Annotated in this window: 12 protein-coding genes; 5 read left to right on the top strand and 7 right to left on the bottom strand. The window is 74.3% G+C overall.

What is annotated here, in order from left to right; genetic code table 11:
- Window positions 1-76 precede the first annotated feature (76 nt).
- From ACWD3O_RS23175 to ACWD3O_RS23185, 3 genes are all read left to right on the top strand, one after another.
- Complete coding sequence (locus tag ACWD3O_RS23175; protein ID WP_451417192.1) at window positions 77-229, top strand: hypothetical protein; 153 nt, start codon at window positions 77-79, stop codon at window positions 227-229.
- Window positions 229-1,383, top strand: coding sequence for a CaiB/BaiF CoA transferase family protein (locus ACWD3O_RS23180; protein WP_451417193.1), 1,155 nt, complete (start codon window positions 229-231; stop codon window positions 1,381-1,383). The genes ACWD3O_RS23175 and ACWD3O_RS23180 overlap by 1 nt, the downstream gene beginning before the upstream one ends.
- Before the next feature lie 73 nt (window positions 1,384-1,456).
- A complete protein-coding gene (locus tag ACWD3O_RS23185; protein WP_451417194.1) occupies window positions 1,457-2,494 on the top strand; it encodes an LLM class F420-dependent oxidoreductase in 1,038 nt (345 codons plus the stop codon).
- Between the two features lie 156 nt (window positions 2,495-2,650).
- Here ACWD3O_RS23185 and ACWD3O_RS23190 read toward each other — a convergent pair whose 3' ends face one another.
- Entirely contained in the window at window positions 2,651-4,180 is a 1,530-nt protein-coding gene (locus ACWD3O_RS23190; protein WP_451417195.1) for an acyl-CoA synthetase, read from the bottom strand.
- Between the two features lie 335 nt (window positions 4,181-4,515).
- Between ACWD3O_RS23190 and ACWD3O_RS23195 the strand changes: the two genes are divergently transcribed.
- Window positions 4,516-5,643: an NDMA-dependent alcohol dehydrogenase gene (locus tag ACWD3O_RS23195; protein ID WP_451417196.1), complete on the top strand. Its 1,128-nt coding sequence runs from the start codon at window positions 4,516-4,518 to the stop codon at window positions 5,641-5,643.
- Window positions 5,644-5,766: 123 nt separating this feature from the next.
- Here the strand turns inward: ACWD3O_RS23195 and ACWD3O_RS23200 are convergent, their stop codons facing one another.
- The 3 genes from ACWD3O_RS23200 to ACWD3O_RS23210 form a co-directional block, all read right to left on the bottom strand.
- Window positions 5,767-6,981 (bottom strand): M23 family metallopeptidase, encoded by a 1,215-nt coding sequence (locus ACWD3O_RS23200; protein ID WP_451417197.1) that lies wholly within the window; start codon window positions 6,979-6,981, stop codon window positions 5,767-5,769.
- A 197-nt stretch (window positions 6,982-7,178) separates the two neighbouring features.
- Entirely contained in the window at window positions 7,179-8,690 is a 1,512-nt protein-coding gene (locus tag ACWD3O_RS23205; protein WP_451417198.1) for a hypothetical protein, read from the bottom strand.
- A 117-nt stretch (window positions 8,691-8,807) separates the two neighbouring features.
- Window positions 8,808-10,769 carry an acyl-CoA dehydrogenase family protein gene (locus ACWD3O_RS23210; RefSeq protein ID WP_451417199.1) on the bottom strand — a complete coding sequence of 654 codons (1,962 nt, stop codon included), beginning with the start codon at window positions 10,767-10,769 and terminating at the stop codon, window positions 8,808-8,810.
- 389 nt (window positions 10,770-11,158) lie between these two features.
- Here ACWD3O_RS23210 and ACWD3O_RS23215 point away from each other — a divergent pair, with 389 nt between their 5' ends.
- A complete protein-coding gene (locus ACWD3O_RS23215; RefSeq protein ID WP_451417200.1) occupies window positions 11,159-12,049 on the top strand; it encodes a glycoside hydrolase family 19 protein in 891 nt (296 codons plus the stop codon).
- Window positions 12,050-12,094: 45 nt separating this feature from the next.
- Here the strand turns inward: ACWD3O_RS23215 and ACWD3O_RS23220 are convergent, their stop codons facing one another.
- The 3 genes from ACWD3O_RS23220 to ACWD3O_RS23230 form a co-directional block, all read right to left on the bottom strand.
- Window positions 12,095-12,931 (bottom strand): endonuclease/exonuclease/phosphatase family protein, encoded by an 837-nt coding sequence (locus tag ACWD3O_RS23220; protein WP_451417201.1) that lies wholly within the window; start codon window positions 12,929-12,931, stop codon window positions 12,095-12,097.
- Between the two features lie 75 nt (window positions 12,932-13,006).
- Window positions 13,007-14,179 (bottom strand): spore photoproduct lyase family protein, encoded by a 1,173-nt coding sequence (locus tag ACWD3O_RS23225; RefSeq protein ID WP_451417202.1) that lies wholly within the window; start codon window positions 14,177-14,179, stop codon window positions 13,007-13,009.
- Window positions 14,180-14,331: 152 nt separating this feature from the next.
- Window positions 14,332-14,868, bottom strand: a complete 537-nt coding sequence (locus ACWD3O_RS23230) for a hypothetical protein (protein WP_451417203.1) — start codon at window positions 14,866-14,868, stop codon at window positions 14,332-14,334.
- Between the last annotated feature and the right edge of the window lie 240 nt (window positions 14,869-15,108).

A 15,108-nucleotide genomic window follows, 5' to 3' on the forward strand; every position in this document is an offset into this window, starting at 1 on the left:
TCGCAGCGGCTCTCCCCGCAGCAGCCTTCCCGCATCCGCCCTCGTATCCCCGCCGACCCGCCCCCACGGAGACACGATGCCCGACGCCGTCCGCACCTCCTTCCCCGACGGCGTCGCCGTCACCGTCCACCGGCCCCGGGATCCCGGGCCCGGCCTCCCCGAGGTCGACTGCGGCCCGGCGGTCCGGCCGACCGGGCCCGCGCACCCCCTGTTCCGGGCGGGCCGCTGATGGCCGCCGCGGGCGGGCCGACGGGCGGGCCGCTGAGCGGCGTGCGCGTCCTGGAACTCGGCGGCATCGGCCCGGTCCCGTTCGCCGGGATGATGCTCACCGGCCTGGGCGCCGAGGTCGTCCGGGTCGAGCGGCCCGGCGCCGTCACCTCCCCGGCCGACGCGGTGCTGCTGCGCGGGCGCCGCTCGGCCGCCGTGGACCTCAAGCAGCCCGAGGGCGCCGCCGCCGTGCTGCGCCTGGCGTCCTCCGCCGACGCGCTGATCGAGGGGTTTCGGCCGGGTGTCGCCGAGCGGCTGGGGCTCGGGCCCGAGAAGTGTCTCGCCGCCAACCCCCGCCTGGTGTACGGGCGGATGACCGGCTGGGGGCAGGACGGGCCGCTCGCCCACTCCTCCGGTCACGACATCAACTACATCGGGCTCACCGGCGTCCTGCACGCCATCGGCCCCGCGGACGGCGACCCGGTCCTGCCGCTCAACCTGATCGGCGACTTCGGCGGCGGCGGGATGCTGCTCGCCCTGGGGGTGGCCGCCGCGCTGCTCCACGCCCGGGCGACCGGCGAGGGCCAGGTGGTGGACACCGCCATGACCGACGGCAGCGCTCTCCTGCTGTCCATGACCCACGGCATGCTCGCCCAAGGCATGTGGCGCGACGAACGCGGCGTCAACCTCTTCGACGGCTGCGCGCCGTTCTACACCACCTACCGCTGCGCGGACGGCGAGCACGTGGCGGTCGGCGCGATCGAGCCGCAGTTCTACGCGGCGCTGGTGCGGGGGCTGGGCCTGGCGGAGGATCCGGAGTGCGCCCGGCAGGGCCCGCCGGACACCTGGCCGGGCGTGCGCCGGCGGTTCGCCGCGGTCTTCGCGGGGCGCACCCGGGACGAGTGGGACGAGCACTTCCGGGGCACCGACGCCTGCGTCACTCCCGTGCTCTCCCTGACCGAGGCGCCCCGGCACCCGCACAACGCGGCCCGCGGCACCTTCCTGGAGGGCGACGGCCCGCTGCGGGCCGCCCCCGCGCCCCGGTTCTCCGCCACGCCCCCCACCACCCCCGGCCCGGTGCCGGAGGCGGGCGAGGACACCCGGCGGGTGCTCGCCGAGGCGGGCCTCACCGACACCGAACTCGACAGTCTCTCCGCACGAGGAGTCATCGGATGATCCCGGTCAGCACAGCACCGCGACACGGTCGCGCACCGTCGCGGACGGCACGGCGGACGAGGAGGGCCACGGCATGAGGATCGGCATGGCGCTCAGCTACAGCGGCGGGTTCAAGGAGACCGTCGCCCTGCTCGGCGACTACGAGAAGGCCGGCCTGGACATCGTCTTCGTCGCCGAGGCGTACTCCTTCGACGCGGTCAGCCAGCTCGGCTACATCGCGGCGAGCACCGAACGCCTGGAGATCGCCTCGGGGATCCTCCAGGTGTACACCCGTACTCCCACCCTGACCGCGATGACGGCGGCCGGCCTGGACCACGTCTCGGGCGGCCGGTTCACCCTGGGCATCGGCGCCTCCGGGCCGCAGGTGATCGAGGGGTTCCACGGGGTGTCCTACGACGCGCCGCTGGGCCGGACCCGGGAGCTGGTGGAGATCTGCCGTCAGGTGTGGCGCCGCGAGAAGGTCGTCCACGAGGGGCGGCACTACCAGATACCGCTTCCGGCCGACCGGGGCACCGGACTCGGCAAGCCGCTGCGGCTGATCAACCACCCGGTCCGGGAGCGCATCCCGGTGATACTGGCGGCGATCGGGCCGAAGAACGTGGCGCTGGCTGCGGAGATCGCCGAGGGCTGGCTGCCCATCTTCTTCCACCCGGAGAAGGCCGGCGACGTGTGGGGGCAGTCGCTGGCCGAGGGGTCCGCCCGGCGCGACCCGGCGCTCGGCCCGCTGGACGTGGTGGCGCAGGCGCCCCTGGCGATCGGTGACGACGTCGACGGGCTCCTCGACCTGGCCCGGCCCCAACTCGCCCTGTACATCGGCGGCATGGGCGCGCGCGGGCGCAACTTCTACAACGACCTCGCCTGCCGGTACGGCTTCGAGGCCGAGGCCGCCCGGATCCAGGACCTGTACCTGGCCGGCCGCAAGGAGGAGGCGGCGGCCGCGGTCCCCGCCGAACTGCTGCGCGGCATCTCGCTCGTGGGGCCGGCCCGGTACGTCGCCGAACGGGTCGAGGCCTACCGGCAGGCCGGGGTCACGACGCTCCAGGTGGACCCGGTGTCGCCCGACCCGGCCCGGCGTCTGACCGACCTGGAGACGCTCAAGTCGATGCTGTGAGGCGGTGGTTCACCGCCCAGGTGGCCGGCCCCGGGGACGGGCCGGCCACCTGCCCGTCCCCGGGACGGACAGCACCCCGCCCCCGGCCGGTCCGGGACGGGCACCCGCCCTCCGGCCGGTCCGGGAGGGCATCGCCCCCCGGGCCGGGGCGCGGCGTCAGGACGCCGGTCCGGAGCCCTCCGTGTACCGGGCCTTGAGCCTGCCCTTGACCAGCTTGCCGGTGGGGGTGCGCGGCAGTTCGTCGACGAAGTCCACGCTGCGGGGCGCCTTGTAGTGGGCGATGCGGGCACGGACGTGGTCGATGAGCCGCTGTTCGAGCTCCGGCCCCGGGAGGTGGCCGGGTGCCGGCTGGACGACCGCCTTGACGGCCTCCCCCATCTCCGCGTCCGGCACGCCGATGACGGCCACGTCCAGGACGGCGGGGTGCAGCGCGAGGGCGTCCTCCACCTCCTGCGGGTAGATGTTCACCCCACCGGAAATGATCGTGAACGCCTTGCGGTCGGTGAGGAAGAGGTAGCCGTCCTCGTCGACATGTCCGATGTCGCCGGTGGTGGCCCAGGTGGGGTGCTCCGGGTGGTAGGCGGCCCTGGTCTTCTCGGGGTCGCCCAGGTAGGCGAAGGTGTTCTCGTCGCGGGCGAAGTAGACGGTGCCGGTCTCCCCGGCGGGCAGCAGCCGCCCTTCGTCGTCGCACACCCGCGGTTCGCCGAGGACGGCCCGTCCGACGGAGCCGGGCTTGCGCAGCCACTCCTGCGAGGTGATGAAGGTCATCCCGACGCCCTCGGTGGAGGAGTAGTACTCGTGGAGGACGGGCCCCCACCAGTCGATCATCGCCCGCTTCACGTCCGGCGGGCACGGCGCGGCGGCGTGCACGGCCACCCGTTGGCTGGACAGGTCGTAGGCGGCGCGCGTCCGCTCGGGCAGGCGCAGCATCCGGATGAACATGGTGGGGACCCACTGGCTGTGCGTGACCCGGTGGCGCTCGACGGCGCGCAACGCGCCCTCGGCGTCGAAGCGTTCCATCATGACCACGGTGCCGCCGAGGGCGTGCACCGAGGCGCCGTAGCGCAGCGGGGCGGCGTGGTACACCGGGGCGGTCGAGAGGTAGACGCTGTCGGGGCCGAACCCGTAGAAGGCGCGCAGCACCTCGACCAGGACGTCGCCGGGCTCGTCCACCTGACGGTCGGGGAGTTCGGGCTTGATGCCCTTGGGGCGGCCGGTGGTGCCGGAGGAGTACAGGAGGTCGGCGCCGCGGGGCTGGTCGGCGGGCGGCTCCGGGGACGCGGCGGCCAGCGCGGTCTCGTAGTCGCCGTATCCCGCGACGGGTCCGCCGTAGGCGAGCCGCACCCGGACGCCGGGAACCTCGCCGGCGATCTCCTCCGCGAGGGGGGCCACGCCGTGCGAGGCCACCAGGGCGGCGGCGCCGGAGTCCCGCACGACGTAGGCGACCTCCGGGGCGGTGAGGTGGCTGTTGACGGCGGTGATGTACATCCCGGAGCGGACGGCCGCCCAGTACACCTCGTAGCTGTGCGGGGAGTTGTCGGAGAGGAGGGCCACCACGTCGCCACGGCGAAGACCCGAGGAACGCAGGACGGCGGCGAGCCTGATGGATCGTTCGTCCAGTTCCCCGTAGGTCAGCCGCTCGCCGGACCCGGCCATCACGACGGCGGGGCGGTGCGGGTCCTTCACTGCGTGGGCACCCGGATACATGGGGATCCCTTCGTGACCTGCTCCGCGGCGGGTCCGCCGCGGAGTGCGGCGCTTGCGACCGTTTCTAGGGCAGGTGCGAGGTGCCGGCAAGACCCGCGACGGGACGGCGGCGAACGGATCGTTCGTTCGTTCACCCCGAACGCCACGCCGGAGGGGCGGGTCGTGGCGCGGGCGCCCTTCCCGGCGAGCGGCTTCCGCCATAGTTGGGCCGCTGGAGCCCGGTCCCCTGCTCCTGCTGACGGGCCGCCCGCGCCTGCCGGTGCGGCCGTCACCTGTTCTCCCTCACCTGTCCGGCGGCGTGAAGGAGGCACCACATGAAGGTCAAGGCGGCGGTTCTCGACGAGGTCGGCGCACCGTGGCGGATCACCGAGGTCGATCTGGGTGATCCCGTGGAGGGCGAGGTGCAGGTCCGGCTCGCGGCATCGGGGCTGTGCCACTCGGACGCCCACATCGCGTCGGGGGCCTCACCGGTCGAGCTGTACCCGGTGCTCGGCGGCCACGAGGGCGCCGGTGTGGTCACCAAGGTGGGCCCGGGCGTGCGGGACCTGGAGGTGGGCGACCATGTGGTGACCGCCTTCATCCCCGCCTGCGGGACCTGTCCGCCGTGTGCGGCGGGCCTGCAGAACCTGTGCGACGAGGGTGCGGGGCTGCTGTCCGGCCAGGCGATCTCCGACAAGTCCTTCCGGGTCACGCTCGACGGCCGGCCGGTGGTGCAGATATGCCTGCTGGGCACGTTCTCGCCCTATGTGACGGTGCACCAGGCCTCGGTCGTCAGGATCGAGAAGGACATCCCGCTGGACAAGGCGGCCCTGCTGGGCTGCGGCGTCTCCACCGGCTGGGGCTCGGCCACCGAGATCGGCGACACCCGTCCCGGGGACAGCGTGGTGGTGATGGGAGTCGGCGGCGTCGGCATCAACGCGGTGCAGGGGGCCCGGTTCGCCGGGGCCCGGTACGTGGTCGCCGTCGATCCGGTCGACTTCAAGCGGAAGAAGGCGCTGGAGTTCGGCGCCACCCACGCGTACGCCTCGGTCGAGGAGGCGGCGGCGGAGCTCCCGGACCTCACCTGGGGCCGGATGGCGGAGGTCGTGGTCGTCGCCGTGGGCGAGATGCGGGGCGAGTACGTCCAGCAGGCGCTCGACCTCACCGGCAAGGGCGGCCAGGTGGTGGTCACCGGCATGGGCGGTGTCGCGGGCCTCGACGTGCGGATGAGCCTGTTCGAAGTGACGCTGCTGCAGAATCGGGTGCAGGGCCCGATCTTCGGCGGGGTCGGGCCGCGCACGCAGATCCCCAAGCTGCTGCGCCTCTACCGGTCCGGGCAGCTGAAGCTGGACGAGCTGGTCACCACCACCTACCGGCTCGAGGAGGTCAACCAGGGCTACGCGGACATGGCGGCCGGCCGGAACCTGCGTGGCGTCGTCGTGTACTCCGATGCCGACTACTGATCGCCGACCGCCGACCGCCGACCGCCGACTGCCGACCGCTGACCGCTGACGCCGTCGGCGGGGCGGGCCGTGCGCCTGGTCCGTCCCGTCGGTGTCGCCCGGGGAGCCGCCGCGGGGCGGCTGTCAGGTGGGGTCGATGTTGTGGCTGGCCAGCCAGCCCAGCGGGTCGATGCCGGGGCCGCCGCCCGGGTGCACCTCGAAGTGCAGGTGCGGGCCGCTGGAGTTGCCGGTGTCGCCGGACCAGGCGATGGTGTCGCCGGCCTTCACCACCGCGCCGGGCGCGAGCTTGAAGTTGGCGAGGTGGCAGTACCAGGTCTCGGTTCCGTCCTTGGCGGTGACGATGACCATGTTGCCCAGGGCCCCGTGGGTCCGGGTGCTCACGACCCCGTCGGTGGCCGCGAACACGGGGGTGCCGTAGGAGACGGGGAAGTCGATGCCGGTGTGCCCGCGCGCCCACCGGGCGCCGGCCGCCCCGTAGTAGGCGCTCAGCCCGCGCTGCGTGACCGGGCTGACGACCTTGGGGCGCAGACGTTCCTTCTTGGCGGCCTCGGCCGCCGCCTTCTGCATCTCGCCCTGGCGCCGCTCCATCAGGTCGGTGCGTTCCTGCTCGCGGCTGGCCCGGTCGCCGAAGTCGTTGGCCGTGTCGGTGAGCCCGCTGACCCGTGAGGCGAACGCGTCGTCGGTGGAGGGCTGCACCGGTCTGGGTTCGGAGGACGGTGCGGCGGAGGCCGTCTCGTCGGCGGGGTCGGCCACCGCGACCGCGGCGACCGTGGCCACTCCCAGCGCGCAGACCGAGGGCACGGCCACGGTCAGCAGCGGTGACCGCCGGGCGGACGGGCGCCGGCGGCCGCGCGAGCCGGAGCGGGAGCGACTCCCGGGCTCCGGCACGACATCGGCGGGGGTCCTGTCGTGGTCCGGCCGCGGCGGGGTGGTGCCGGCCGGTGGGGTGGTGCCGGCCGCCCGCTCGCTCCAGCCGTCCTCCGCGTCGGGTCCGCCGGTGGGCTGCTCGGGCACGCGGACGGCGTACTGGGCGCCGGTGTCCCAGCCCGTCGTGTCGTGAGCCCCGGTGTCCCAACCGGTGGTGTCGTGGGCCCCGGTGTCCCACGTCGTCGTCGCGTGCGCGCCGGTGTCCCAACCCGTGGTGTCGTGGACCCCGGTGTCCCACGTCGTCGTCGCGTGCGCGCCGGTGTCGTGGGCGGAGAAGTGGGCCTCCGCGAAGTACTGGGCCGCGTAGCCGTCGTAGGCCCCGGTGTCCCACCCGTCGCCGTCGTACGGGGACCACTGCGGGGCGACGCCGGTCAGGCCGGCCCCTGCCGGGGCCTCCGACGGGAACGGCACCCACGGCCCCTCGGGGGCAGGCGGATGTGTGACCGTGCTTTCCGACGCGTGACGCTCGTCCACCAGTTCTCTTTCGCCGACGACAAGGCCCTGCCGGAGCAGTGCGGCGAGTGTACCCGGCGCCGCCGCACCACACCTACGGCAGCCGCGCAACCGCGTTGTGTCTCACTTGAGTTGCGGTCTCCGTCGCCGCGTGCTCAGGGCACGAGCCGTTCCATCTCCTCCACCGGAAGCGAGGGATTGGCCGCCGCGGCCTCCACCACCCGCTCGTCACCGTCGTCGAGGAGCGCGAGGATCCGCGGTACGGGCAGCCGCGGGTGGCGGGCGACCAGGGGGCGGGCCTGCCGGTCGTCGAGGCAGGCTTCGAGGGCTCCGGCGGGGGCCGCGGGATGCCGGGCGACGACCCGGAGCGCCTTCCGGGCACCGGGGAGGTGCCGGGTCAGCTCCGCCAGGAGCGGCGGGGTCGCCCCGGGGTTGGCCGCCACCCTGGCCGCGACGCGTTCCCCGTGCCGTTCCAGCATGCCGCGCAGCAGCGCCTCGTCGAGGCCCGGGTGGGGGGCGACGTTCTTGGCGACCTGGGCGTCGGGGTCGGCGGCCAGTGCGTCCCGTGTCGCGGCGGGGAGGTCGCCACGGGCCGCCACCAGGGCGCGGAGCCGGGCGTGCGGGGACGCGGCGAGTCGCGCGACCTCCGCCGGGGACGCGGAGGCGACGCGGGGCAGCGGCCCGCCGCCGGACCGGAAACGGCCGGTCAGCTCCGCGAGCAGGTCGAGCGGCAGTCGCGGATTGTGCGCGAGCTCCCTGCGGACTGCGGGATCGGCGTCGGCGGAGAGGGCGCGCATGAGGCTCTCGCCGATCACCGGGTTCCGGGCGAGGGCGCCGCGCACGGCGGGCGACGGGTCCGCGGCGAGCGGCGTGCCGGCGTCCGCCGGGAGCCGGGGGTGTGCGGCGACGAGTTCGCGTATCCAGAGCACCGGGTCTCCGGCGAAGCGCACCACCACCTCCCCGGGCACGGCCGGGTTCCGCAGGGCCCGCTCCCGCGTCGCCAGCAGCGTCGAGGCGTGGCCGCCGTCGCAGGCGGCGCCCGGCGGGAGGCCGCAGTCGGGGTTCGGGCAGCCGGGATCGTGGACGAAGGGCACCGGTGCCGTGTCGCAGACCAGGCAGTGCCGAGCCGGTTCGAGCCCTTCGCCGGTGAGCAGCGCCACCAGGACCTCGGGCGGTGTGTTCTCGTTGGCCGCGACGGCGGAGCGCACCTCGGCGTGCGGGTGCCCGGCGAGCCGGGCCGCCGCCTCGGCCGGCGCGAACAGGGCGAGTTCCGCGACGACCTCGACCTCGGGGTCGTCGGCCAGGGCGGCCGTCACGTCCGGCGGGAGCCCGGGGCAGGCGGCCAGCCGCGTCCGGCGGTCGGTGTCCGCGTCGCGGGCGAACAGCCGGGCCCACTCGGGCGGCCCCGCACCCTCGTCGAGGAGGGCCAGCGCGGTGTCCGGGAGCTCGGCGGGATCGACCTGCCCGGGGGTCAGCCGTCCGGCCCGCGCCAGGGGCACGCCCGTCCCGGGGAAGCGGGCCACCAGGGCGGCGGCCTGCCGCTCGGTGAGGTCGGAGCGGTACGCGAGCTCCCGGGCGAGCTCCTCGTCCGCCGTCGCGATCAGCCGGTCCACGAGCCGGCTCGGCAGGGAGGGGTTGGCGGCGAGTCCGCCCGTCAGCGCGTTCACGCCCGCCACCTTGCCCCGGCCCCGGTCCGCGGCGCCAACGGATTGGCCGTGCGGCCCGGGGCCGGCCCGGCTCACGGGCCGTTCCCCGGCCGCTCCCGGGGCGCCCCGGGCTGCCGTTCAGCCGACCAGGTCGGGCGAGCGCAGCATCTCGGGCGGCACGCCCCACGCGTCGACCAGGTCGACGGCGAGGGGCCGGATCTTGCGGCAGAGCGAGCCGACCTCGCGGCTGATGGCCTTGGACCGCTGGACGGTCAGCCGGCCGTGCTCCATGAACCAGGCCCGGTCGGCCTCGATGGTCGAGAGGGCGAACAGGTCGCAGAGCAGGCCCAGCGCCACCTTGTTGCCGCCGTCCGGCTGCGCCCGCACCGCGTCGACGAACGCCTCGAGGACCAGCCGCTCGACGTGCGCGTGGGCGAGGGCGATGACGTGGTCCTGCACCCGTGAGAAGACGACCCCCGGGTTGCGCTTGCGGTCGATTCCGCGCTTGAGCCGGCGGGCCAGCCCGGCGAGCATGTGCTCCTCGCGGTAGCGGAGCATGGCGAGCTGGTACTCGGAGTCGAGCAGACCCGCCTCCTGGTCCCAGTCGTCTCCCCCGGGCAGCAGGTCGCGCACGCGCTCGAGCAGCTTGTGGACCGAGGCCTTCTCGATGACGGTCTCGACGGCGAGGTTGGTGACGTGGCGGACCATGCCGAGCTGGTCCAGGTCCTCGAACTCGCTCGCGTAGTGGGTGAGCAGTCCCTTGGCCACGAGCTGGAGCAGGACGTGGTTGTCGCCCTCGAAGGTGGTGAAGATGTCGCTGTCGGCCTTGAGGGCGGCGAACCGGTTGACCGCGAGGTATCCGGCGCCGCCGCAGGCCTCCCGGCACTCTTGGACCACCCGGGTGGCGTGCCAGGTGCCGAGCGCCTTGGTGCCGGCGGCCCGCGCCTCCAGCTTGCGCCGTGCCTGCGGGTCGTCCTCGGCGGAGGAGAACACCTGGTGGAGCTGGTCGCGCACCGCGTCCTGCGCGAAGTGCAGCGCGTAGGTCCTCGCGATCAGCGGCAGCAGCCGCCGCTGGTGCAGCCCGTAGTCGAGGAGCAGCTGCTCCTCCTGGTCCGAGGCCGCCTCGAACTGGCGGCGCCGCACCGCGTACCTGGTGGCGATCGTGAGGGCCACCTTGGCGACGTTGATCCCGGCCCCGCCGACGCTGACCCGGCCCTGGACCAGGGTGCCGAGCATGGTGAAGAACCGCCGGTTCGGGTTCTCGATGGGGCTGCGGTAGACGCCGTCGGGCGTGACGTCGGCGAACCGGTTGAGCAGCGCCTCACGCGGGACCCGGACGCCGTCGAACCGGATGCGGCCGTTGTCGACGCCGTTGAGGCCCATCTTGCGGCCGTCGTCCTCGATGTGGACGCCCGGCACCACCTCGCCGTCGCGCCTGACCGGCACGACGAGCGCGTGCACGCCCTCGGACTTCCCGCCCACCTCGAGCTGGGCGAAGACGATCGCCAGCTCGGCGTGCCGGGCCGCGTTGCCGATGTAGTCCTTGCGTGCCTGGTCGCCCTCGGTGGTGATCACGAACTCCTGGGCGTCGGGGTCGTACCGCGCGACGGTGCCGATCGCCTGGACGTTGGAGCCGTGCCCGGTCTCGGTCATCGCGAAGCAGCCCATCAGCTTCCCGGTGATCAGGTCCGGGAGGTAGGCCGCGTGGTGGCGCTCGGTGCCGAGGTGGAGGATCGCCCCGCCGAAGAGCCCGAACTGCACGCCGACCTTCACCAGCACCGACAGGTCGCCGAAGGCGAGCGTCTCGAACGCGGCGATCGACGCCCCGATGTCTCCGCCGCCGCCGTAGCGGCTCGGGAAGCCCATGCCGGTCTGCCCGGTCGCCGCCATCTCCACCACGAGCTCGCGCACCCGCTCGCGGAAGGCGTCGACGCCGAGTTCCTCGGCCTCCTCGAGGACGGAGGCGTACGTCACCAGGTTGGTTCGGACGAGGTCACGGATCTCGGCGTACTCGCCGTCGAGCACCTCGGTCAGTGCCCTGACGTCGACCTCGGGCTGCACATAGCCGCTCGCGGCGGCGGTGGTGTCGTCGGTGGCCATGTCCTTGCGCTACCCCGCACGCGGACGATCAAGCGGCGGGGCGGTCCCGGCAGGGCCGTCCGGGGGACGACTCCACCACCCTGGGCGAGGCGGCCCCGCGCCTGGTCGAGCGGGGGGGGACGGCGACGACCGGATCCCGTCGAGCCGTGGGACGGCGACCGTGACCCGCGGTGGCGGACGCCACCCCGGGCCGCGACAGCGGCAACTCCCATGCTTCAGTGCCCAGTTGACCGACTGCCGGTCTTGACTGGTACAGACCAATGCGGTTGAGTGTGGCTCCCCCACCACGGCCGTCCCCCACGACACGGCCGGCCCGGCCGCGCGCCCCGGCGCACGCCGCCCGGTCCGTTCCGGCGGGTCACGGCCCCGCCCGCAAGGGAGTTGATCTCGTGTCGAGACGCCGCCTGTCCGCCGTCGTCGCCGTTCTCGCCCTCTCCGCTGTCACACCGGTGCTCATGCCGGCGGGTGAGGCCGCCGCGGCCGCCTGCTCGAGCTACCCGAACTGGGTCGCCGGCCGGTCCTACGCGGCCGGTGACATCGTCCGCTACACCGATGGAAAGGCCTACCGCGCCGAGCACGCCAACCCGGGCTACGACCCGGTCATCAGCACCTGGTACTGGGAGCCGTACGCCTGCGACAGCGGGCCCGGCACGCCGGTGGGCTCGTTCGTGGTCACCGAGGCGCAGTTCAACCAGATGTTCCCGAGCCGGAACGGCTTCTACACGTACGGCGGCCTGACCTCCGCGCTCAGCGCCTTCCCCGGCTTCGCCACCACCGGTGACGAGGCCACCAAGAAGCGCGAGGCCGCCGCGTTCCTGGCCAACGTGAGCCACGAGACCGGCGGACTGGTGCACGTGGTCGAGCAGAACACCGCCAACTACCCCCACTACTGCGACTGGAGCCAGCCGTACGGCTGTCCCGCGGGCCAGGCCGCCTACTACGGCCGCGGCCCCATCCAGCTCAGCTGGAACTTCAACTACCGGGCGGCCGGCGCCGCGCTCGGCATCGACCTGCTGAACAACCCCTGGCTGGTCGAGCGGGACGCGGCCGTGGCCTGGAAGACCGGCCTCTGGTACTGGAACACCCAGTCCGGTCCCGGCACCATGACCGCGCACAACGCCATGGTGAACAACGCCGGCTTCGGCCACACCATCCGCTCCATCAACGGCTCGCTGGAGTGCGACGGCAAGAACCCCGCGCAGGTGCAGAGCCGGGTGAGCACCTACCAGCGCTTCGCCCAGATCCTCGGCGTCGACCCCGGCGGCAACCTGTACTGCTGACCGGTGTCCCCGGTGCCCGGCCGCCCGGCCGGGCACCGTCGCGCCTCACCCGTCCAGGTCCGCGTACAGCAGGTCGTGGTCCGAGTGGGGCGTGGGCCGCACCCGCTCCCCGTGCGCCGTGAGGCCCCGCAGGAACACGTAGTCGAACCTGCTGAGCCAGTCCGTCGTCGTCGGGCAGTCCGCGCCCGGCGACGACGGACGGCAGCGGGCGTCCGCGCCGCCGGCCACGGACCACAGCGGGGCCAGCTCGGGGGCGGCGGGGACGGCGTTGAAGTCACCGAGCACGACGGCGCGGTCGTGCTCGCCGATCGCGCCGGCGAGGACGTCGGCCTGCCGCGCGCGGACCGACTCCTGGCGCCGTTGGGCGAGGTGCGTGACGAAGACCCGCACGGACCGGTCACCCACCCGTGTCGTGACCGCCAGATATCCACGGTCCTCCGACCCGCCGCCGGGGTACTCGGCGGACACCCGGTCCGTGACCGGCGCCGCCGACAGGACGGCCTGCCCGTAGCCCCCCGGGGCCCACGGTGTTCCCCCGCAACGCCCCCGGCTGCCGAGGACCGGCCCGTACGCGACGTGGTAGTCGAGCCCGTAATGGGCCCGCAGGTAGTGGCGGATCCTCTCCACGTCGCCCACGCACGCCTCCTGCACCCCGACGACCTGCGGGGCGTACGTGGCGATCTCCCTCGCCCGGTCGGCGTTCCGGGCGCCGCAGGGGTTGCAGAGGTTCCAGGTCATCACCCGGTTCGGGACGACGCCCGGGGCCGCTTCGGCGGGCAGGGGCCGGGCGACGAGGTCGCCGGCGGGCGCGGCCGGGCCGATCAGCGGCACGCAGACCGCCACCAGCGCACCCGCGAGCAACCACCCGTGTCTTCCCGGCACCACGGCCCCCCTCGTCGTGAACGGATCAACCCATCCTGCACCAGGCAATGTCGCACGCCGCGCGGGGTGCGCGGGTCAGAACGCGTACCTGACGCGCAGCCACGGGGCGTGGACCGCGATCAGCTCCCGCAGGCGCGCCAGGGCGTCGCGCTTCACCTCGCGGGCGTAGCGGACGTTGACGGCGCCGTTCTCGGAGCGCTTGGTCTCCTGCGCGGCGGGCTGCCACAGCAGGTCCTCGGCGCGGGGGTGCCAGCCGAGGTTGACCTCGTGGAGCTGCTGGTTGTGGGTGAGCATGATGATCTCGGCGGCCGCCTGCTGCTTCACCCGGGCGGGAAGGACGTCGTCCAGGTGGTCGAGGAGGTCGGCCCAGTCCTGCTGCCAGCCCGGGCGCAGCACCACCGGGGAGAGGTTGAAGTGGACCTCGTACCCGGCGTCGAGGAAGTCGGCGGCGGCGGCGACGCGGTCCGGCACGGGGCTGGTGCGGATGTCCAGGACGCGGGAGTCCGGCTCCGGCATGAGCGAGAAGCGCACCCGGGTGCGGCCCCGGGGGTCCAGGGCGAGCAGGTCGGGGTTGACGAACTTGGTCGCGAAGGATGCCTTCGCGGTGGGCAGCCGGCGGAAGGCGGCGACGAGGTCGGCGGTGTTGTCACTCACAAGGGCGTCGACGGAGCAGTCGCCGTTCTCACCGATGTCGTACACCCACGCCTCGGGGTCGCACTGGTTGGGCTCCCGCTTGGGGCCCTGCGCCAGGACGTGGCGCCGTACGTGGGCGACGATGGCCTCGATGTTGGTGAACAGGGTGATCGGGTTGGCGTAGCCCTTGCGGCGGGGCACGTAGCAGTAGGCGCAGGCCATGGCGCAGCCGTTGGAGGCGCCCGGTGCGATCCAGTCGGCGGACCGGCCGTTGGGGCGGGTGGTCAGGGTCTGCTTGACGCCCAGCACGAGCGTCTCGGTCTTGACGCGGGCCCAGCGGGCGACGTTGGCGTCGTCGCCGTGGAGCGAGGGGATGCGCCAGTGGCCGGGCACCTCGGTGACGGGGACGTCGGGCAGCCGCGCCAGGATCTGCCGGCCGCGCGGGGAGTCGAGCGCGGCGGGTTCGGCGTACACGTGGCGCACGTCCAGCATCCTGCGCGCCCGGGGGCTGTCCCGGAACCCGCCCTGGGGCGGGGCGGCCGGCGCGGCGGACCAGTCGAAGAGCGTCTGCTGCTCGAAGCCGTCCGGGGAGGAGGCGGCCGGGGTCCGGTCCACAGCGCTGCTCCTGTCCCGGTCGGGTGGCGGTGACGGCGGCGGCCCGTGTCGCCACCGCTGTACGAAGAGGGCCCCGGGGCCGGCGGGCGGTGGTGACCGGTCCCGCCGAGGGCCACTCCTCCCACCATACGCGCCGTCCGGGGGCGGTCCTCCTAATGGATCAACGCGTTCGCCGCGATGATCAGGAAGCCGATCATCATGTCCATTCCTCCCGCCCGGAGGGCGGACAGCCGGCCGCGGCCGGCGGCGCGGGCGGCCCAGGCGCCCACGCAGAACAGGGCGACGGTGTTGAACAGCAGGGCCACGTCCACCGCCGCGTCCTCGCTCCACCACCCGGCGAGGGCGGCGAGGAGCAGCGCCGTCGTGGGCAGCACGCCGGCGACCAGCGGCCACTCGGCGAGCACCGCCCTGCGCCGGGTGGTGCCCGCTCCCGCGTGGCCGGTCGCCCGGTGGGCGATGACGTGCGCGTACCCGTGGGCGACGGCCGACGCCAGCGCGGTGAGCAGCAGCCAGAGCGCGTCCGAACCGGGGTCGGCCGTCTCCCCCGTCGCGTCCAGCGCGGAGATCATGGCGCTGGCCAGCACCAGTCCGTAGGTGCCGCCGAAGAGCCAGCGCTCCGGCGGGCGGCGTCGCGGCCTCTCGCCGGGCGCGACGCCCTCACGGTGGGAGCCGTCGGCGCGGTCGGGCATCGCATCGCCTCGGTACGGGACGGGGGTGCTGGCCCCGCACATGCTCGCCCGCACGACGCCCGACCGAGCGACGCCACGCGGGCCCCCTCACCCCCCACCCCCGGAAGGCGGCCCCCTCACGACTGCCGCGACCCGCACGGCACGGCCCCTCCCCACCCCGCAGAACCCCACCCCGGCCACACGGCACCCTCCTGGGCGCGGCCGCCGGTTCCGGCCCCACCCACGGAAGGCGGCCCCTCA

This window comes from Streptomyces sp. NPDC002640, assembly GCF_053592575.1.

Excerpts from the sequence above, each read along its gene's own strand:
- ACWD3O_RS23175 (WP_451417192.1), top strand. The coding sequence starts at position 77 with ATGCCCGACGCCGTCCGCACCTCCTTCCCCGACGGCGTCGCCGTCACC.
- ACWD3O_RS23180 (WP_451417193.1), top strand. The coding sequence starts at position 229 with ATGGCCGCCGCGGGCGGGCCGACGGGCGGGCCGCTGAGCGGCGTGCGC.
- ACWD3O_RS23185 (WP_451417194.1), top strand. The coding sequence starts at position 1,457 with ATGAGGATCGGCATGGCGCTCAGCTACAGCGGCGGGTTCAAGGAGACC.
- ACWD3O_RS23195 (WP_451417196.1), top strand. The coding sequence starts at position 4,516 with ATGAAGGTCAAGGCGGCGGTTCTCGACGAGGTCGGCGCACCGTGGCGG.
- ACWD3O_RS23210 (WP_451417199.1), bottom strand. The coding sequence starts at position 10,769 with ATGGCCACCGACGACACCACCGCCGCCGCGAGCGGCTATGTGCAGCCC.
- ACWD3O_RS23230 (WP_451417203.1), bottom strand. The coding sequence starts at position 14,868 with ATGCCCGACCGCGCCGACGGCTCCCACCGTGAGGGCGTCGCGCCCGGC.